Source organism: Streptomyces colwelliae, from assembly GCF_048158785.1.
Classification (GTDB): Bacteria; Actinomycetota; Actinomycetes; order Streptomycetales; family Streptomycetaceae; genus Streptomyces.
This window is the reverse complement of record NZ_JBLTJC010000005.1, coordinates 29,374-48,149: the sequence shown is the minus strand read 5'-3', so window position 1 is coordinate 48,149 and position 18,776 is coordinate 29,374. Positions and strand designations below refer to the sequence as shown.

The following is an 18,776-nucleotide window of genomic DNA, read 5'->3' as shown; positions in this document are numbered from 1 at the left end:
TGTCCGTTGCGCGTGCCTAGTAGGCTGTGGCCCGTCCCTGTGCCTGCGAGAGTGTGACCGTGACGTCCTTCCACCCCCGCCCCGAACCCGACGAGGTCGCGCGCGTCACCTCTACGGCCGCGGAACTGCTGGAAGTCCTGTGGGGGCGCGCCTCGACGGCGCCCGCGTCCGCCTCGCAGCTGCGGGTTCTGTTCATCCTGGAGCACCACGAGGGCATCAATCTGCGCACCCTCGCCGACCACCTCGCCTCGACACCCCCGTCGACCAGCCGGCTGTGCGACCGTCTCCAGGCCGCCGGCTTCGTCGAGCGCGAGGTGAGCCCCACGGACCGGCGCGAGGTTCGCCTGTACCTCAGCAGTCTGGGGCGGTCCTTCCTGTCGGACCTGCGGACCCGGCGCGAGGAGGCGCTCGGCGCGGTGCTGGAACAGATGCCGGCCGCCGGGCGCAGCGCGCTCCTCACCGGCCTCGAGGCGTTCTGCGCGGTGGCGGCGGCGCAGATACACGACCACGACGACTCGTCCGGCAGCCGTACCGCCTGACCGAGCCGTCCGACAGCCGCCCACCCGGCGACTGCCCGCTGTTCGTGGCCGACGCGCTGAGTGGCCCCCGCCGACCGGGACATCCCAGATCCTTCCCCCTGCTGCGACGACACCCGCTACTTTCTTGCCTCATGGCCATAGTTGTCAAACGGCAAGTTTCACGGGTGCCGGTGCCGACATGCGGTCGAGCAGGGGGAATTCGGTGCGGGTCGCGGGCCGGTCAGCCGAGCTCGGCGCCCTTCGCGGCCGCCTCGGACTCCGAGTGCGCGTCACCGGTGGCGAGCGTGCCGCCCGCGCTCTCCAGGTGCGCCCGCACGAACCACTGGAACTGCTCCAGGTGGCGCAGTTGCTCGATCAGCAGGTCCTCGGTGGCGGGGTCGATCTCGCCCGCCTCCTTGATGCCGGCGCGGACGTCCTCGATCAACCCGGTGTAGACGAGGTTGAGCGCGCCGAGGTGCGCGATGGCGTCGGCCCGGCCGATGGAGTAGTCGTCCCAGGTGCGCTCGGCGACCAGTGCGCCCGGAGTGCCCGGCGCGACCCCGCCGAGCGCGGCGATGCGCTCGGCCACGTCGTCGGCCATCTCGCGCACCCGGTCGACCTGCGGGTCGATCATCTCGTGCACGGCGATGAAGTGCGGCCCGACGACGTTCCAGTGCACGTGCTTCAACGTCAGGTGGAGGTCGTTCAGCGAGTGGAGCCGCAGTCGCAGCACGCCGATCAGCCGGCCCGCGGCCTCGCGCCGGATACCGGGAACGGTGTACTTCGGGGTCAGGTCCTTGATCTCCTCGGTCATGGTTCACCTCAGGTCATTCGGTAGGGCGTGCGGTTCCTTACCTGGTCACGGGTGCCCCTGTCCGGCGCGGTCAGACATCCCGTTCCTGAGCGATACGTCACGAATGGCCCGAGTGCCCTCCGCCGGGCAGCAGATCCTGGATCTTGGCCTTGAACCCCTGCCTGAGTACGGCGGCGCGGTCACTGTCGCCCTTGAGGACGGAGGACGCGGCGGCCTCGATCTGCTCCAGGGTGGAGTGCGGCGGGATCGGCGGTACGGCGGGGTCGGTCACGAAGTCCAGCACGCACGGGCGGTCGGCGGACAGGGCGCTCTCCCAGGCGCTGGTCACCTCGTCCGGCTTCTCCACGCGGATACCGGTCAGGCCCAGCGAGCGGGCGAAGTCGGCGTAGGCGACATCGGGGATCGACTGCGAGGGCAGGAACTGCGGGGCGCCCTCCAGGCCGCGCATCTCCCACGTCACCTGATTCAGATCGCGGTTGTTGAGCACGGCGACGACGAGCCGCGGATCGGCCCATTCCTGCCAGTACTTGGCGACGGTGATCAGCTCGGCCATGCCGTTCATCTGCATCGCCCCGTCCCCGACGAGCGCGATGGCGGGCCGGTCCCCGTGCGCGAACTTCGCACCGATGGCATACGGCACAGCCGCACCCATCGTGGCGAGCGTCCCCGACAGCGAGCCGCGCATCGCACCGCCCAACTTCAGGTGCCGGGCATACCAGTTGGCGGCCGAACCGGAGTCGGCGGACAGGATCACGTCGTCCGGGAGCAGGCCGCTGAGCGCGCGCACGACGTGTTCCGGGTTGACCGGATCGGCCTCGACGGCGGCCCGCCGCTCCATGACCTCCCACCAACGGGCCACATTGGCCTCGATCTTGACCCGCCACGCCGGGTCCTCCATCTGCTCCAGCAACGGCAGCAGCCGACGCAGCGTCGCGGCGGCGTCACCGACGAGATTCACCTCGAAGGGATAGCGCAGCCCCACCATGTGCGGATCGATGTCGATCTGCACGCCCCGCGCCCTGCCGAACTTCGGCAGGAACTGCGAGTAGGGGAACGACGACCCGATCACCAGCAGCGAGTCGCACTCGCGCATCATCTCGTACGACGGCCGGGTGCCCAACAGCCCGATCGCGCCGGTGACATAGGGCAGGCCGTCGTCCAACGCGTCCTTGCCGAGCAGCGCCTTGGCGACCCCGGCACCGAGCCGGTCGGCGACCGCCATCACCTCCGTACGGGCGCCCCGCGCGCCCTGCCCGATCAAGACGGCTGTCTTTCCACCGGAGTTGAGCACATCGGCGGCCCGCCGCAGATCGTCGTCGTCCGGCACCGCCGTGTAGTGCGGCATGCCGGGACTGGACGGCACCATCTTGAACGCGTGCTCGGGCGGGGCGTAGGGGAGGTCCTGGACGTCGGCCGGGATGATCACGGCGGTCACCGAGCGGCGCGCCATGGCGGTGCGCATCGCCCGGTCGAGGACGTTCGGCAACTGCTCCGGAACGGTGACCATCTCGCAGTAGTCGGAGGCGACGTCCTTGTAGAGGCTCAGCAGATCGACCTCCTGCTGGTAACTGCCGCCCATGGCACTGCGGTTGGTCTGCCCGACGATCGCGACGACGGGGACGTGGTCGAGCTTCGCGTCGTAGAGGCCGTTGAGGAGATGGATGGCGCCGGGTCCGGAGGTGGCGGCACAGACACCGACCCGGCCGGAGAACTTGGCGTATCCGACGGCCTCGAACGCGGCCATCTCCTCGTGCCGAGCCTGGACGAAGCGGGGGTTGTCGTCCGCGCGGCCCCAGGCGGCGAGCAGGCCGTTGATGCCGTCGCCCGGGTAGGCGAAGACATGCGTGACGTCCCATTCGCGCAATCGCTGGAGGAGGTGGTCGGAGACTTTGGTGGACATGGGCGGGGTCCTTCCGGTGGGGGGTGTCCGTCCGGTACGGACCTACGGGTACCCCGGAAGCCGACTTCCCTCGCTTCCGTCACCGGGCCATGCCATGCCGAGGGCCGGAGGCCTTCTGCCTCCGGCCCGTCTTCCGGCCCCTGTTCCTCCGGCTCGTCAGTCGTCCCCTCTGACGATGTTGCCCTCGGTGAGTGTCTGTGGAGGCGGTGTCGCGCTGCTGTCGTCGACGGGTGGGATGCAGGTCCGTACTGCCTTGCCGCCGCGGCGACGGGCCTTCGCCCAACCGGTCTCGGGCGGCAGATGCAGTTCTTCCTTCTTTACGGTGCGCGCGGTCACAGCGCTTCAACTTCTCTCTCTGTGTGTGGAATGTTCGGTCCCTTGAGTCAACCGTTCGGGTCCCCGCCGGGCGCGGACTCAAACGCCCCGGGAGGACTCGGCGCCGGGGCCGCAGCGATCAACTCCGGGCGAACTCGAGAAGATCGGAATTGAACCGCTCGGCGAATTTCGGCACCATCGCCAGGCCGTGCGGAGCGCCCGGGTAGACCTTGTAGACCGCGTCCTTGACGAGTTTCGAGGATTTGTCGCCGGAGGCCACGATGGGAACGATCTGGTCGTCGTCGCCGTGCACGATCAATGTGGGGACGTCGATCTTCTTGAGGTCTTCGGTGAGGTCGGTCTCGGAGAATGCCTTGACACAGTCATAGGCGCCTTTGATTCCCACGGTCATGCTCCAGAGCCAGAACTCGTCACGGGTTCCCTGGGTGACGGTCGAATCGGCCCGGTCGGCGCCGAAGAACGGGGCACTGAGATCTTTGTAGAACTGCGAACGGTCCGTCTCCACGCCCTTGCGGATCTCGTCGAAGACCTCGATCGGCAGCCCTTCCGGGTTGGCGTCCGTCTTGAGCATGAGCGGCGGGATCGCGCCGACCAGGACGGCCTTGGCGACCCGGCCGGAGCCGTGCCGTCCGATGTAGCGGGTGACCTCACCGCCGCCGGTCGAGTGCCCGACCAGGATCACGTCGCGGAGATCCAGGGCCTCGATGACCGAGGCCAGGTCGTCGGCGTACGTGTCGAGGTCGTTGCCGTCCCAGGGCTGACCGGAACGCCCGCCTCCACGCCGGTCGTGGGCTACGGTCCGGAATCCGTTGTCGGCCATCAACTTCAGCTGCGGATCCCACGCGTCGGCGGTCAGCGGCCAGCCGTGGGAGAAGACGACGGGCTGCCCCGATCCCCAATCCTTGAAGAAGATCTGTGTGCCGTCCGTACTGGTGGCGAAGGGCATGGTGTGTTCCTCTCGAAATGATCGAACTTCTTGATCGAACTTCTTGAGTACGTCACACGGGGAATCGACGGCAAAGGGTCAGCGGCGAGAGGCGACCGGAATGAGCACGTCGTCCACAACACTCTAGGTGAGGCGAGGGAGTTCCGCGTGTCGAGGGAACTCCTGGCCGCTTCCACCGTAACCCGGGGGCGGAGCGAAAAACGTCAGACCGTGGTTCGATCTCTCCCGCCCGTGCGATGGCTACCGCTTCGGCCATGCCAGAACTGACAGTACGGAACGTCGGCCCGTCCGGAACCGAGATCGCCTACGAACGTTTCGGTGACCCGGAGGCCCCGCCGGTCCTCCTGATCATGGGAGCCGGCGCCCAGATGATCAACTGGCCGGAGGGATTCTGCCAGGCTCTGGTCGACCGGGGTCTGCACGTGATCCGGGTCGACACCCGCGACGCCGGCCGCTCGACCCACTTCCGCGACGCACCCGTGCCGGACTTCGCGGCGGCCCTGGCCGGCGACCTCTCCACGGCGTCCTACACACTCTCCGACCTGGCGGCCGACACCGTGGGCCTGCTCGACGCGCTCGGCCTCACCGGCGTCCACCTCGTCGGCTCCTCGATGGGCGGGATGATCGCCCAGATGATCGCGATCGAGTACCCGGAGTGGACCCGCTCGCTCACCTCGATGATGTCCACGACCGGCGAACCCGGCGTCGGGGAGGCCGACTTCTCCCTGTTCGCCGAACTGGGAGCACCACCGCAGGACCGGGAGGCCTTCGTCGAGTGGCAGGTGCGCGCCCTGCGGCTCGCCGTGTCCCCGGGCTTCGCGTTCGACGCGACCGCTGCGGCCGAGCGTTCGGGACGCGTCTTCGACCGGGGCTACGACGCCCTCGGCATCCAGCGCCAGGGCCTCGCGGTGGTGGCCACGGGCGACCGCACCGAACGGCTGCGGTCACTGTGCGTACCCACCCTGGTGGTGCACGGCGCCGCCGACATCGTCTGCGACATCAGCGGCGGCCGCGCCACGGCCGCCGCCGTACCGGGCGCCGACCTGCTGATCCTGGAGGGAATGGGCCACAACCTTCCGCCGGAACTGTGGCCCGAACTCGCCGACCGGATCGGGGAGTTCGTCCACCACGCCGAGACGGTGAACGCCTGACCGCCGATCCCGGTCCGGGCACGCTTCCTTGCCGATGCTTCAAGTGGCCGGACAGGCAACATAGTTGAGGACGTAGACCGTGACACGGCACTTGTGTCCCACCCGCCGGCGATCCGGAGCGCTCACGCCTACGGCGTGCCATCCGGGGTGTCCGTCAAGGGGATGCGGGCGGTGATGCGTTTGCCGACCGGTTCGCGCTGGGCCTCGAAGCCGCGTGCCACGGCCCGTACGATCTCCAGGCCGTGCTGCCCCACCCGTTGGGCGTCGGCGGCACGGGCGACCGGCAGGACCGGGTCGGAGTCCCACACCTCCACCTCGACCAGGGCGTCGACGATCCGTAGATCCATCAACACAGGGCCGGGCGCGTACTTCCGGGCGTTGGTGACCAACTCGCTGACGACCAGCTGCGTGAGGTCGATGGCACGAGCCGACACCGGCAGTCCATATTCGGCCTGGGCCCGGGCGAGGAATGTCGCGGCGAGCCGGCGGGCCTCGGCGATGCACGAACCGTCCCCGTCCAACGCCACGGTGGACCGCAGGGCCCGGGCCTGCGGCGCTGTGTCGTCGTCCTCCGATGAATCTGGTTCCATCCGGATCGTTTCACCCCCTTCCGCGTGCCCGGCGCATACCCCGTCAAGCAACGCGCACTCCGTCAATCTCTGCCGGCTCCGTCGGACAGCTCCACCGGACACAAGCATCAACCGTACGATGCGGGGCAGCACTTCGGATGAAATCCTGATCCGTAGCGCTCACCGACTTGTGTATGAGGACAGATGGTGGACACCGAACACGCGGGGCAGCCGGGGCGGTTGTCGGTCAGGACCGACGTCGTCGACGGCACCCTGGTCGTGACTGTTGCCGGAGAGATCGACCAGGAGACGGGCGGCTCGCTGAGGAAGGCGCTGGAGCTGCCGGAGGGCGCCGCACCGCGCGTTGTCATCGACCTGCGCCATGTCACCTTCATGGACTCCAGCGGCATCAACATTCTCATCGCCGTGCGGACGGCTCTCGCGGCGGCAGGCGGTTGGCTGCGCCTGGCCGAGGCCGCCCCACCCGTGCTGCGCATCATCCAGCTCGTCGGTATCGACGGATTCATCGACTGTCACCCGACGGTTCAACAGGCCCTGGAAGGCTGACCGTTGGGGAGAAGTGACTCCGGGCGGCCGTGAATTCGTTGGCGGGTTGTCGAAGCACGGTGGTAGACACTCCGCGTGACAGAGATCCTGGAGTTTCCCGTCCTGCTGCGGCTGATCGACGAACGGTCGGTCGCGTTCCGGGCCGCGATCGCCTCCGCGCCGAGCCTCGACGTACAGGTGCCGACCTGCCCGGAGTGGACGCTGCGGGATCTGGTGCAGCACCTGGGCGGGGTGCACCGCAGCTGGGCCGCCATCGTCGCCGCGGGGCCTGCCGACGCCCGCCCCGACGTGACCGTCCCGGAAGCGCCGCGGGAGCCTGCGGCCCTGCTGGCCTGGTCGGCCGAGTCCACGGACCAACTGCTGGGCGCGCTGCGCGAGTTCGGCCCGGATCGCGGCTGCTGGACATGGTGGGGCGGGTCGCGGTCTCCGCAGACCTCCGGCGCCGTGGCCCGGCACCAGGTCCAGGAGGCCATGGTGCACACGTACGACGCCCAGATCACCTCGGGGGCTGCCCAGCCGCTCCCGGACGAGGCGGCGCTCGACGGTGTCGACGAGTTCCTGTCCACCTGCTGCGCCGGGACGGACTCCTGGCCGCACGAGCCCGCTGTCGTCGACTACCAGGCCACCGAGGGCCGTTCCTGGCGCCTCTCGCTCTCCGCCGACGGCGCACGGGTCACCGAACTCCCCGCGCCCGCCGCCGATTCCGGCGAGGCCCCGGACCCGGCCGACGCCACTCTCCAGGGCGCGGCCCGTGACCTGGTCCTGGCCCTGTACGCCCGCATCCCGGTGAACTCCCTGAAGGTGGAAGGCGACCCACGTCTCTTCGACCTGCTCCTGGCCTGGGACCCGAGCGTGTAGGCCGGCACGACGCGGGCCGCCTCCTACGCCCCACTGGTGATCGCGGCGAGTTCCAGGTCGAGCGCCGGAGCGATACCGCCGATGTCCCGGCCGACTCTCTTCCGTACCCTCCGCACGAAGTCCGCGGTGTTCTCCGCGGGCAGCCACACGCGGGCGACGGACGGTGAGACGAGGGCCACCTCGACGCCCGCGATCGGGCCCGGCGCGGGTCGTACGGTGATGTCTCCGTCGCCCGCCGGGAACACCAGGCCCAGCGCGAGCAGTTCCCAGGCGAAGGCCCAGGTGACTTCGATGTCGTCGGGCCCGAGCAACACCAGGCGTACCGCCAGACAGTCGTCCGGCCGGTACACCAACTCGACGGCGACGACGGCCCCTTCGTCGTCCGCCAGCACCACGAAGCCGGTCGTGCCGACCTTCAGCGGAGTGCTGCCCGGGCGCTGGGTCACGACACCAACTTCCGTTCCCCGGAAGCGTTTCCGCCCGAGGAGCCCGAGGAGACGGCGAACGGCTGCCGACAGGAGGCACCGGACACCGTGGCGCGGGAGTGCAGCAGACGTACGGCGGCCATGGCCTCCTCCACGGTGCGGGTGCCGGTCAGCACGCACAGGGTGTAGGCGGCGTTCTGCAGGGGCACGGCGACGGCCATGTCCCCGTCGGCCGCCAGTGCCAGGTAACGGTCGACCGCCTGTTGCAGCACTGCCGGGTTCGGCACGATCACGTCAGGCCTCCACGTTCTCGGCGGAGCCCGGACTCGTCGACACGCGGTCGCTATGAGAGGGAAGGGGCACGATGACACTCCTCGGACGGGAAGGAAGCGTGCCTGCTTGCCGAAGCACTGGACTGCGCTCGCTAGTGCCCCGTCCGTAGGGTTCGAAACAGACTGCTTGCGCGCGGTCACGCCGACCGCCGACGAACTCGGTGAGTCCCACATGTCCCGCGTCGGATGCCATCGGGAGCAACAGTGCGGGGCCTGTCCGCCGGTCGTACGGATCGGTGGACAGGCCCCGCGGTGTTGTTGGTTGTTGGTCGTCAGTTGCGGCGGCCCGCCGGACGCTGGCTCACCGAGTCCTGGTCCCCTGTGCCGGAGGCCGGCCCAGTGGCGTCGGAACCGATGCCCGCGGTCTCCGGGGTGCGGTCGGCGTGGCCGGGCCACCAGGCGGCGTGGCCGATCAGGGCGGTGAGGCTCGGCGTGAAGAACATCGCCATCACGAAGGCGGCGACGGCGATGCCGAAGGAGACGGCGAAACCCATCTCCGTGAGCAGCGCGTTGCCGGCCAGCATCATCGTGGCGAAGGTCGCCGCGAGGATGAAACCGGCCGCGGCCACGGTCGGCCCCGCGTGCCGTAGCGCCATGCTCGCCGCCTCGCGTGGATCGCGGCCCTCGCGGGCCTCCTCGCGGAGCCGGGCGATCATGAGGATGTTGTAGTCCGTGCCGATGGCGACCACGAAGAGATACATGATCACCGGGAGCATGAACATCAGCCCCGGGTGTCCCTGCGCGTCCTGGAAGATCCAGACGGTCGCGCCGAGAGTGGCGCCGAAGCCGAGACCCACCGAGGCGATGAGGTACCACGGTGCGACGACACTGCGCAGGAGCAGCCCCAGGATCAGCATGATCAGCAGGGCGGCGACGGGGAACACGGTCCGGTAGTCGTGGTTGACCGCGCTGTTGATGTCCTTGTAGATCGAGGACATGCCGCCGACCAGGGCCTCGGTGCCGTCGGGCGCGGAGGAGTGCGCGACGTCCCGCACCCGGCCCACGGCGTCGATCGCCTTCTCCGTGGACGCCTCGTATTTCAGCGTGACGGTGAAGTCCGCCGTCGTACCGGCCTGGTTGACCTGGCTCATACGGGCATTCGCGACCCCGTCGACGGCCCCGAGCTTCTCCGCGTAGGCGGTGAAACCGGCCCTGTCGAGCGGCCGGCCGTCGGTGCTGGAGAGGTAGACGTCGGTCGGGGCGGCGGCGCCCGCCGAGTACGCCTTCTGCATCTCGTCCTGGACGACCATCGACTCCTTGGTCTTGGGCATGGAACCCGAGGCCAGGTCGAAGGTCGCCTTGTAGCCGAGCGTGCCCAGCGACAGGGCGACGAGGATGAGACCGGAGAGCGCGGCGGTCAGTGCGGGCCGGCGCTGCACACCGCGTCCGAGAGCCGCGAACCGGGCGTTCTGCGGCTCCTGTTGCCAGGACTTGGAGGGCCAGAAGACCTTCGGCCCGATCAGCGACACCACGGCCGGGATCAGGGTCAGGCCCGCGATCAGGGTGACGGTGACCGAGATGGCCAGCGCCGGGCCCATCTGCTTGAGGAAGCCCAGTGTGGACAGCACCAGCGCGAGGAACGCGATGATGACCGCGCCGGCGGCCGAGGCGATGGCCTCGCCGACCCGGGCGACCGCGTTGACCATGGCCTGCTTCGGCTCGTCACCCGCCCGCAGACGTTCCCGGTAACGGAACATCAGGAACAGGAAGTAGTCCGTGCCCACGCCGAACAGCACGACGATCAGGATCGACGAGACGGAACTGTTGGCCTGGAGGCCGAACAGCTTGGTGGCGTACGCGATCAGCCCGTTGGCGATGGACGCCACCACTCCGATCAGGACCAGGGGCAGGACGGCGAGGATCGGCGCGCGGAAGATGATCAGCAGGGTCACCAGGATGATGAGGAAGGTCCCGATGCCGATCAGCGCCTCGCCGCGCTTCGAGGAGTCCTGCTGGTCGAGGGCCTGCGCGGCGGAACCGCCGAGCTTCACGTCGAGGTCGGTGCCCTTGGCGAGCTGCTTGACGTCGTCGCGCAACACCTTCGCGGCATCCGCCTGCACCGGCTGACCGGCGTTCTTGCTGTCCATCTGGACCAGGGTCATGGTGTACCTGCCGTCCTTGGACGGCTGGCCGGGGACCACCTTCTGCACCTGGTCGATGTGCTTCTTGCCCAGTTCGGTCGTGATGCGGGCGACATCCTGTTTGTCGGCGGCGGTCAGCTTGCCGCCGTCGGTGCGCTGGTACAGCGCGATCGCGGACGGCGTGAAGGCGCTGGGGAACGCCTTCACCTGGAGATCCGCCGCCTTGATGGACTCGTAACTCTTGGGCAGGAAACTGCTCTCGTCACTGTTGGACGGCAGGCCGGGGGCGGTGGCGACAATCGCCACCGCCGCGATCAGCCATGCCACGATCGTCCAGACAGGGTGTCTGACGACGCCACTGCCAATACGTCGAAACATGCGGGAGGTCCTCCTGGGAAGGAAGATCACCGCAGCCCGGGGAGCGGACCCCGGCATCGGCGACCCCGACCGGTCCTCACCCGTGGGCCGGTCGAACGGTTGTCTGTCTTCTTGTCCTATCGGTCACGCGTGAAGATTCATAACACACGCATTGCTGCGGCACAGGTCCGCACGAACGGGTGGTTGTCTGTGACCCGTCCTCCTCCACCACGTTGTGCCGCTGGGCGGCACGCTCGCCGCTTCCGGAGACCGCCGGCCCGGCGGGTGCGAGGAGAGGAAATCATGGGAGCAACGAAGTGGTCCACGGCTTTTGGAGCCGCGGGGCTGGTCCTCGTGGCCGTCACGACATCCGCGGGGACGCCGGCGGCGGCCGCCCCGAGCCAGGCACCACACGCACGCCTGGTCGCGCGCGTCGTCCTCACGAACACGGACAACGGCCGGACGGTGCCCGCAAGCTCCGGTGGCGATGTCGAGATCCGGCTCACCCACTCACGCGAGCGTGGATTCACCTACACCTGGACCGCTCCGGAGTCCGGTAACTCCGCGGTGCTCGGGCATGCTTCCGACGCCACGTACCCGTCCGGAGACGCCACGGCCGTCTTCCACGCGGCATCCGCCGGCACCGCCACCGTCACCGCGCAACGCCGCTGCGCCCCCGACCCCGGCAGCCTCTGCCCCCTGCTCGTCGAGACCTGGAAGGTGACGATCGAGGTGAAGTGACCGGCTGCCGGCCGGCCGGGCCCCCGGCGTCGGTAGGGTGCTCCCGGAGGTGGTCAAGTGACCGACACTGCACGGGAGTTGAGCGAGCCGCCGGAATCCACGACCGTGGTGGTGATCGGCGCGGGCCCGGCCGGGCTGACCGTCGCCAACCTGTTGCGGCGCAGCGGGATCGACTGTGTCGTCCTGGAACGGCAGACCCGCGAGTACGTGGCACAGCGCCAGCGGGCCGGCATCGTCGAGACCCGCGCCGTGCGGATGTTCGACTCCTGGGGGCTGGCCGACCGCGTCCTGGGCGGCGTCCCGCACGACGGCATCCTGGAGCTCCGGGTCGACGGCGAGCCCCATCTGGTGAACGACTACGACGGCTCCGAAGGCCCCACGGCCCGCCTCTGCCCCCAGCAGATGCTCGTCCAGAAGCTCACCGCCGCGTACTTGGAGGACGGCGGCGACCTGCGCTTCGAAGCCGCCGACGTCTCCCTGCACGACCTGACCGGCGACCACCCCACCGTCCGCTACCGCACCGCGGACGGCAGCCTCCGTACGATCACCTGCTCCTTCGTCGCGGGCTGCGACGGCGACCACGGCATCAGCCGCGGCGCCGTCCCCGACGGCGTCCTCACGCCGTACGCCTTCGACCACGGGATCGGCTGGCTGACGGTCCTGGCTGACGCGCCCCCGCCGGCCCACCCGCTCCTGGCCGTCAGCCCGCAGGGCTTCGCCGCCCACTTCCCGCGCGGCCCGTACACCAGCCGCTACTACCTCCAGTGCCCGCCCGACGACCACCCCGACGCCTGGTCCGACGCCCGTGTCTGGGACGCGCTGCGCACCCGGCTCGGCGACCCGGACCTCGTCTCCGGCCCGATCACCGACCGTGAGATCTTCCGGCTCCGCAGCCTGGTCCACGACCCGATGCAGTACGGCCGCCTCTTCCTCGTCGGCGACGCCGCGCACATCGTCTCGCCGATGGGCGGCAAGGGGATGAACCTCGCTCTCTACGACGCCGATCTCTTCGCCCGAGCCGTACGGGACTCCGTCCACGACCACGACGACACGGCCCTGCGCGGCTACTCGCGGCGGTGCCTGCGCCGCGTCTGGAGCGACCAGGAGTTCTCGCACTGGATGACCCGCATGCTCCATGACGCCGGTGACGCCACCGACTCCGGTCCTTTTCACCGCGGTCTGGCCCGCGCACGGCTCGACCGGCTCTTCACGTCCGCCGGCGCGGCCGGCGCCTTCTCCGAACTCATGACGGGGATGGATTTCGGAGAGGACGCCGGGCCGCAGCCGGGTTGAGGCGCTATTCCGCAGGGCCGCTGACGGTCAGGTGCCGGGCGAAGAAGCGGACCGCGCTGTCCGCCTCGAACCTGGGCAGTTCCTTGTGCGAGCCCGAGTTGACGTGCAGCGACTTCTCCTTCGAGGCGAAGGCGTCGAACAACGCGAGACCGGACGTGCGGGGGATGTGCTCGTCGTCCCACTGGAGCGCGAACTCGATCGGGACGGTGATCCGCCGCGCCGCCTCGGCGAGGGTCTCGTCGTACCAGAAGAGGCCCAACACCGCGGCGGTGATGCGGGGTTCGGCGGCCGTCAGCGGTACCCCGATCGCGGTGCCCATGTTCAGGCCGTAATAGCCGACGGGTCCTTCGGTGCCGATCTCCGGGAGTTCCTGGAGGGCGTCCAGGGTCGCCAGCCACTCCGGTACGGCGCGTTCGGCGAGGTGGGCGTTGTAGCGGACGACGATCTCGCCGACCGGTTCGCCCGCCGCCATCGCCTTCTGCATCGTGGCGATCTCCCGCTCGTCGTGCGCCGTGCGGGGGCGGCCGCCGTGGCCGGGGGCGTCGATGACGGCGACATGGAAACCGCCGTCCGCCACGAGGAGTTGGGCGCGGCCCGTCATGGCGGGGGACTTCCTGTGGTTGCCGCCGCCGTGCCCCATCAGGACCAGGGGCGCGCGGTCGGCACCGGATTCGGGCGACCAGAGGGCGCCGGTGACCTCACCCATGGTGAAGTCGTGCTGGACGACGCCGTTCGACGTGGTCTCGGCGGTGAAGTGGAAGTGCGGTGAATTCATGGGGTGTTGCCTTTCGGGAGCGCTTTGTCGTGCGGCGCTCCCTGCGACCTCTAGGTCGCCGGCCCAACCGTGGAGAAGAGGGGGAGCACCCACCTGGATACTGCGTTCATGGGTCTCACCTCCTCGCGCGTTGTCACGGCCTACGGCAAGTTAGCAGTCCGCTCGTGAGCACGGCCAACGCTTTATTGACATCTTCCCGGGCCGACGACGTAAGTTGAGGCGATCGTTCCCGGACGGGTGGAGGCCCCGATGCGCGTACGCGACGCCGCACCCCACGGTGCCGTCCCGGGCGCGCGGCTGATCATCCGACGGCATGTCGACTACTGCCGTACCGCCTCCGCCGTCCGTCCTTCCGCACGCCCCTGACTCATGCCGGCCCCTCGGGCCGGCCGTCTCGACGTGTTCTCGGAAGGAACCCCCATGTCCGGCCCCGCCCTGCGGCTCGCCCTCGAAATCGACGGTGACGGCGCACATCCCGCGGCCTGGCGCCGCGCCGCCCACTCGCCCGACCGGCTGCTGAGTCCGCGCCGGGTGGCCCGCGTCGCCGCCGCCGCGGAGAACGCCGGGTTCACCCTGCTCACCCTGGACGACGGCGTGCTCCCGCCCGGCACCGGCCCCGACGCGGTCGGCCGGATCGGCGCGGTGGAGCGGGCCGCGTTCGTCGCCGCGTCGACGAGCGTCGTCGGTGTCGCGCCGGTCGTGCCGCTCACCTACGCCGAACCCTTCCATGTCTCAAGCCAGTTGGCGTCCCTGGACCACATCTCGGTCGGGCGCGCCGGGTGGGTGGTGAGCGAGGAGACACGGCCCGAGGCGGCGGCCGTCTGGGGGCGCCCGTTCGTCGACGGGGCCGCGGCCCGCGCCCGCGAGTCCCGGGACGGCGTCGAGGTCGTCCGCGCCCTGTGGGACTCCTGGGAGGACGACGCCGTCATCCGCTCCGTCGCCACCAGCCGCTACCTCGACCGCGAGCGGCTGCACTACGTCGACTTCACCGGCGACACCTACACGGTGAAGGGCCCGGCGATCGTGCCGCGTCCACCTCAGGGCCAACTCGTCGTGCTCGGCCACCCCGACCGCGTGCCCGGCGACCACCTCGACGTCGCCCTCGTCGACGGCCGCGACCTGGCCGCCGTCACCGCGAGCGCGTCCGCCGCCGGAACACCGCGCACCTTCGCCGAGGTCGAAGTCGCCCTCGACACCGCCTACGCCACGGCCGAGGAACGCGTCGCCGACCTTGAGCGGCATGGGCCCTGGAGTGACCGGGGACGGCTGCGCCACATCGGTTCGGCCGCCGGACTCGCCGTACTGCTGGGGGAGTTGAGAGGCGTGGTGGACGGAGTGCGCCTGCACCCGCTGGTGTTGGACGAGGACCTCCCGGAACTGTCCGGGCTGGTCCTGCCTCATCTCTTCGAACGACGGCACGCCGTACGCCCGTTGCCCGGCGCGTCCTTGCGCACCCACCTGGGCCTCGACCGGCCCGCCAACCGCTACGCCGCCGCGGCCGCCCAGGAGGATGTCCGATGACCCGCACCGACCCCCTCGACGTCCCCCGCCCGGACGCCCGACTCCACTTCGGTGTCTTCTTCCAGGGCGTCAACCACTGGACCGTCTGGTCGGACCCGGCCAGCGGTTCGCAGATCGACCCCGCCAACTTCCGGCACGTGGCGCAGACCGCCGAACGGGGCCTGTTCGACGCGTTCTTCCTGGGGGAGGGGCTGCGGCTGCGCGAGGTCGACGGTCAGATCCACGACCTCGACGTCGCCGGACGGCCGGACGCCATCACCCAACTCGCCGCGCTGGCCGCCGTGACGGACCGGATCGGTCTGGTCAGCACGTCCAACACCACCTTCAACGAACCCGCCGACCTCGCCCGCCGCCTGTCCGGCCTCGACCTGCTCTCCGAGGGCCGGGCCGGCTGGAACGTGGTGACCACCGACAACGCCTGGACCGGCGCCAACTTCCGCCGCGGCGGCTACCTCGACCACGCCGACCGCTACCGGCGCGCCGAGGAGTTCCTCACCGTCGCCCGCGCGATCTGGGACAGCTGGGAGGACGCGGCCGTGTCCGGCGCGGCCGGCGCCCCGCACTGGGCGGTACCCGGCGCCGTACGCCAAGTGCGCCACCAGGGAGCGCAGTTCGACGTCGACCTCGCACCCACCCTGCCGCGCAGCGGCCAGGGGCATCCGGTGATCTTCCAGGCCGGGGACTCCGGCGAGGGCCGGGACTTCGCGGCCCGCAACGCCGACGTCATCTTCTCCGCGCACGGCAACGACTTCGACGACGCGCTCGCCTTCGCCGACGACCTGCGGCGACGGCTGCGGGCCGTCGGCCGCCCCGACGACGACCTGCGCATCCTCCCCGGCACCGAGATCATCATCGGCGCCACGGAGAAGAAGCGCTGGATCCGCCTCCAACAGGTCACCCCGGCAACCGCGTTGGGCATCGCCGGACTCCTGTGGGGGCTCGACCTCTCCGGCCGCGACGCCGACGGGCCGTTGCCCAAGGAGGACCCGGTCGTCGCCGAGAACGACGGTTCCTTCGGCGCACGGCGGATCGCCGATCCCCGTCAAGTCGTCGCCGAATGGCGGGAGAAGGCCGACGCGAACCGGTGGTCGCTGCGCGAGACCGTCATCGCGCTCGGCCCGCAGCGCGGCCATGTCGGCACCCCGGCGGGCCTGGCGGACAAGTTCGCCCACTTCGTCCGGCACGGCGCCGTCGACGGCTTCAACGTCACGCCGTACCTGATCCCCGACGGCCTCGACGACATCGTCGACCTGCTCGTCCCCGCACTCCAGGAACGCGGCGTCTACCGCACCGACTACACCGGTACGACCCTCCGCGAACACCTGGCCCTGCGCGAACCCCTCACCCACCGCACCACGACGGACCGACGCCGGGCGGGCTGACCCGCCGGCACCGCGGACGCGGTGGCCACCGTCCCCCTCGAAGCCGGTCCAACTGGTGCCGGCCGAGGTTCGCGCGGTCACCGCCCGTCAAGCAGGCGCAGGCCCAGAGGAGTTGCCGAGTGCCGTACGAACTGGCCCTCCCGGCGGCTGGCGATCAGACCTCCGTCGCGCAGCACGCCGAGCTGGTAACTGGCGCTGGGCAGCGCGATGTTGGCCGCCGAGGCCACCTCGGACGTCGTACGCGCTCCATGGCTGGCGAGATCCGCCAACACGACCGTCCTGGTCCGGCCCAACAGCCGTTCCAGCCCGTCCTTGCTCGCCCGCACGATCTCCAGGGGCTGCTTGGCGACCGGATAGACGAGCACCGGCCCCAGCGTGGGATCCGCGAGGGCGGTGGGCCTGCGCCAGCAGAAGTACGACGGGACGAGCAGCAGGCCGCGGCCCTCCAGGTGGAGTTCGCGGTCGACGGGATACTCCACATCGAGGACGGGAGCGTGCCAACGGGCGTGCGGGCGCAGCGTGTTGAGCAGCGCGGAGGTGCCGCCGTCCAGGAGCGCGCGGGACCGCAGCTCGACGTCGTTGCCGACCGCTGTCTGGATGCGGGGCCAATACGGTTCGAGCAGCGTCCTGTAGGACAGTTCCAGGGCTCGCGTCAGCGTCCCCAGGGCTTTGGCGCCCGGCCGGTCGAGGGTCGACACCCAGGACGGCAGCGGACGTGACTCGGCGAGCCTGCCCAGCTCACGGGTCAGCCGGGTCCGGGAGGTGGACCGCACCTCGTCGAGGGCGACGGCCAGACCGCCGCCCGTGACCGACGGCGTGAGGAAGTCGGGGATGTAGCCCACAGGCGGAATCAGCGTCTGTAAGGGCAACAGGGCCCGCCGGGCCCGCGGATCCTTCGCCAGCCCCTCGCGCACCGACCGGCGCCAGTGCCCGAACTCGAGCGCCCCCTGCCGCGCGTCCAACCGGCAGACACCACACACGAGTTCCCAGAGAGCGTGAGGCCGGCGGGCCACCCGGATGTTCTGGAGGTCCTGCGCGGTGAAGTGGATACGGAGCATGCGGCCTCGTTCCTGAGCGTCGTCCGTGCGCGGTGTCGGTGGGGGCACGGCCGCGCGAAGACGGGCGCGCCATTAAGGGGGACGACTGAGGGGTGCGCATGGTTGTCGAAGGGGGAGACGGATGGCCGTACCGTGTCACGGCGAGCTACCGGGTTCGACGAGCCCGGCTGCGGCCCGGTGATGTCAAGGACGCAGCCGGGGCGACGGTCAGACAGCTCCTCCCCGCTCACGGGGTGTCTTCTGCCCGGCCTCGACGGACACCGGCAGCCGGTTCTCGGCAGGCGGCAGCGGGCAGGTGGCCAGGTCGGTGTAGGCGCACGGCAGGTTCGTCGCACGGTTGAAGTCCAGGACGACCGTGCCGTCGGCGGCCGGCGGGGCCAGCGCGAGGGCCCGGTTCGCGGCGTAGGTGGTCACCCCGGAGGTGGCGTCGGTGAAGAGCAGCAGCAGCGCGCCCGGCGCACGTCCGGGGAACGCGGTCAGGGCCAGCGGCTGCCCGTCCAGCTCGAACTCGACCCGGCCCGGCGCGTCGTAGACGTGCTCCAGCCCCTCGACCGCCGCGCCCACGGTCGTCGGACGCGGCGTGTCGAAGGCTGTGTAGCGTCCCCGGACCACCCAGCGGGGATCCGGCGCGTAGGCAGGCGTACCGGCGAAGTCGGTGCGCAGCGGCGCGTCCGGGTGCCGGGGTCGCACGATGTCGTTGCCGCCGCGCCTGGCCACCTCGATCACGGCATCGCCCCAGCCCGCGTCGACCCCGCCCCGCTCGGGCAGCACACCGAAACGGTGCTCACCCCGCACCGGCGTTCCGTCCACGACGAGTTCCTCACCGTCGTCGAGGGCCACGGCGACCCCGGCGTCGTCGGTCCACCAGGCGCCCGGCGCGTCCGGGAACCGCTGCGGCCGCTCGTCGAGCCAGTGCAGCCCGGTGATCGCCAGGAACCCGTGCGGAGCGGCGAGCCGTTCCTCCTGCCCGCGATACCACTCCAGCCAGTCCTCGGTGAAGGCCTGGAGGTCCGTCGTCGTCAGGTCAACGGTCGTCATGGTCGTCGCTCCTTCGTCACGCGAGGCCCGGTCTCGAAGCGGGCCGCTACCAGTGCCAACCCCCGCCGCCCGGCGAGGGATTCCGGTCCGCGTGTGACAGCTTCTTGTCAGGAC

Annotated in this window: 19 protein-coding genes; 8 read left to right on the top strand and 11 right to left on the bottom strand. The window is 70.3% G+C overall.

The annotated features are described in order from the left end of the window. Nucleotides 1–53: 53 nt before the first annotated feature. Nucleotides 54–539 carry a MarR family winged helix-turn-helix transcriptional regulator gene (locus tag ACNFOC_RS02050; RefSeq protein ID WP_416955948.1) on the top strand — a complete coding sequence of 162 codons (486 nt, stop codon included), beginning with the start codon at nucleotides 54–56 and terminating at the stop codon, nucleotides 537–539. A gap of 220 nt (nucleotides 540–759) precedes the next feature. Here the strand turns inward: ACNFOC_RS02050 and ACNFOC_RS02045 are convergent, their stop codons facing one another. The 4 genes from ACNFOC_RS02045 to ACNFOC_RS02030 form a co-directional block, all read right to left on the bottom strand. After that, nucleotides 760–1,332: a Dps family protein gene (locus ACNFOC_RS02045; protein ID WP_416955946.1), complete on the bottom strand. Its 573-nt coding sequence runs from the start codon at nucleotides 1,330–1,332 to the stop codon at nucleotides 760–762. Between the two features lie 97 nt (nucleotides 1,333–1,429). Next, on the bottom strand, nucleotides 1,430–3,232 hold the full coding sequence (locus ACNFOC_RS02040) for a thiamine pyrophosphate-requiring protein (RefSeq protein WP_416955944.1): 1,803 nt from the start codon (nucleotides 3,230–3,232) through the stop codon (nucleotides 1,430–1,432). 156 nt (nucleotides 3,233–3,388) lie between these two features. Beyond that, the gene (locus ACNFOC_RS02035) at nucleotides 3,389–3,568 is read right to left on the bottom strand and encodes a hypothetical protein (protein ID WP_416955942.1); all 180 of its coding nucleotides are present in this window, start codon (nucleotides 3,566–3,568) and stop codon (nucleotides 3,389–3,391) included. Between the two features lie 118 nt (nucleotides 3,569–3,686). After that, nucleotides 3,687–4,514 carry an alpha/beta fold hydrolase gene (locus ACNFOC_RS02030; RefSeq protein ID WP_416955940.1) on the bottom strand — a complete coding sequence of 276 codons (828 nt, stop codon included), beginning with the start codon at nucleotides 4,512–4,514 and terminating at the stop codon, nucleotides 3,687–3,689. A 254-nt stretch (nucleotides 4,515–4,768) separates the two neighbouring features. On the opposite strand from ACNFOC_RS02030, the gene ACNFOC_RS02025 reads away from it, so the two are divergent. After that, nucleotides 4,769–5,665: an alpha/beta fold hydrolase gene (locus tag ACNFOC_RS02025; protein WP_416955938.1), complete on the top strand. Its 897-nt coding sequence runs from the start codon at nucleotides 4,769–4,771 to the stop codon at nucleotides 5,663–5,665. A 128-nt stretch (nucleotides 5,666–5,793) separates the two neighbouring features. Here ACNFOC_RS02025 and ACNFOC_RS02020 read toward each other — a convergent pair whose 3' ends face one another. Beyond that, entirely contained in the window at nucleotides 5,794–6,255 is a 462-nt protein-coding gene (locus ACNFOC_RS02020; protein WP_416955936.1) for an ATP-binding protein, read from the bottom strand. A gap of 183 nt (nucleotides 6,256–6,438) precedes the next feature. Here ACNFOC_RS02020 and ACNFOC_RS02015 point away from each other — a divergent pair, with 183 nt between their 5' ends. Further along, a complete protein-coding gene (locus ACNFOC_RS02015; protein WP_416955934.1) occupies nucleotides 6,439–6,801 on the top strand; it encodes an STAS domain-containing protein in 363 nt (120 codons plus the stop codon). A 75-nt stretch (nucleotides 6,802–6,876) separates the two neighbouring features. Beyond that, nucleotides 6,877–7,659: a maleylpyruvate isomerase family mycothiol-dependent enzyme gene (locus ACNFOC_RS02010; protein WP_416955932.1), complete on the top strand. Its 783-nt coding sequence runs from the start codon at nucleotides 6,877–6,879 to the stop codon at nucleotides 7,657–7,659. A 23-nt stretch (nucleotides 7,660–7,682) separates the two neighbouring features. Here the strand turns inward: ACNFOC_RS02010 and ACNFOC_RS02005 are convergent, their stop codons facing one another. The 3 genes from ACNFOC_RS02005 to ACNFOC_RS01995 form a co-directional block, all read right to left on the bottom strand. Continuing rightward, nucleotides 7,683–8,105 carry an SsgA family sporulation/cell division regulator gene (locus ACNFOC_RS02005; protein ID WP_416955930.1) on the bottom strand — a complete coding sequence of 141 codons (423 nt, stop codon included), beginning with the start codon at nucleotides 8,103–8,105 and terminating at the stop codon, nucleotides 7,683–7,685. Then, nucleotides 8,102–8,377, bottom strand: coding sequence for a DUF5133 domain-containing protein (locus ACNFOC_RS02000; RefSeq protein ID WP_416955928.1), 276 nt, complete (start codon nucleotides 8,375–8,377; stop codon nucleotides 8,102–8,104). Before ACNFOC_RS02000 ends, ACNFOC_RS02005 begins: the two co-directional genes overlap by 4 nt. A gap of 311 nt (nucleotides 8,378–8,688) precedes the next feature. After that, nucleotides 8,689–10,875, bottom strand: a complete 2,187-nt coding sequence (locus tag ACNFOC_RS01995; protein ID WP_416955926.1) for an MMPL family transporter — start codon at nucleotides 10,873–10,875, stop codon at nucleotides 8,689–8,691. A 282-nt stretch (nucleotides 10,876–11,157) separates the two neighbouring features. Here ACNFOC_RS01995 and ACNFOC_RS01990 point away from each other — a divergent pair, with 282 nt between their 5' ends. Both ACNFOC_RS01990 and ACNFOC_RS01985 read left to right on the top strand, forming a co-directional pair. After that, on the top strand, nucleotides 11,158–11,595 hold the full coding sequence (locus ACNFOC_RS01990) for a hypothetical protein (RefSeq protein ID WP_416955924.1): 438 nt from the start codon (nucleotides 11,158–11,160) through the stop codon (nucleotides 11,593–11,595). A 57-nt stretch (nucleotides 11,596–11,652) separates the two neighbouring features. Further along, nucleotides 11,653–12,888 carry a 4-hydroxybenzoate 3-monooxygenase gene (locus tag ACNFOC_RS01985; protein WP_416955922.1) on the top strand — a complete coding sequence of 412 codons (1,236 nt, stop codon included), beginning with the start codon at nucleotides 11,653–11,655 and terminating at the stop codon, nucleotides 12,886–12,888. A 4-nt stretch (nucleotides 12,889–12,892) separates the two neighbouring features. On the opposite strand, the gene ACNFOC_RS01980 is transcribed toward ACNFOC_RS01985, so the two are convergent. Continuing rightward, nucleotides 12,893–13,663: an alpha/beta fold hydrolase gene (locus ACNFOC_RS01980; RefSeq protein WP_416955920.1), complete on the bottom strand. Its 771-nt coding sequence runs from the start codon at nucleotides 13,661–13,663 to the stop codon at nucleotides 12,893–12,895. A gap of 420 nt (nucleotides 13,664–14,083) precedes the next feature. Between ACNFOC_RS01980 and ACNFOC_RS01975 the strand changes: the two genes are divergently transcribed. Continuing rightward, entirely contained in the window at nucleotides 14,084–15,184 is a 1,101-nt protein-coding gene (locus ACNFOC_RS01975) for an LLM class flavin-dependent oxidoreductase (RefSeq protein WP_416955919.1), read from the top strand. Further along, nucleotides 15,181–16,566, top strand: coding sequence for an NtaA/DmoA family FMN-dependent monooxygenase (locus ACNFOC_RS01970; protein WP_416955917.1), 1,386 nt, complete (start codon nucleotides 15,181–15,183; stop codon nucleotides 16,564–16,566). The genes ACNFOC_RS01975 and ACNFOC_RS01970 overlap by 4 nt, the downstream gene beginning before the upstream one ends. 77 nt (nucleotides 16,567–16,643) lie before the next feature. On the opposite strand, the gene ACNFOC_RS01965 is transcribed toward ACNFOC_RS01970, so the two are convergent. Continuing rightward, complete coding sequence (locus tag ACNFOC_RS01965; RefSeq protein WP_416955915.1) at nucleotides 16,644–17,624, bottom strand: ArsR/SmtB family transcription factor; 981 nt, start codon at nucleotides 17,622–17,624, stop codon at nucleotides 16,644–16,646. A gap of 207 nt (nucleotides 17,625–17,831) precedes the next feature. After that, entirely contained in the window at nucleotides 17,832–18,662 is an 831-nt protein-coding gene (locus tag ACNFOC_RS01960; RefSeq protein WP_416955914.1) for a DUF1684 domain-containing protein, read from the bottom strand. Nucleotides 18,663–18,776: the final 114 nt, after the last annotated feature.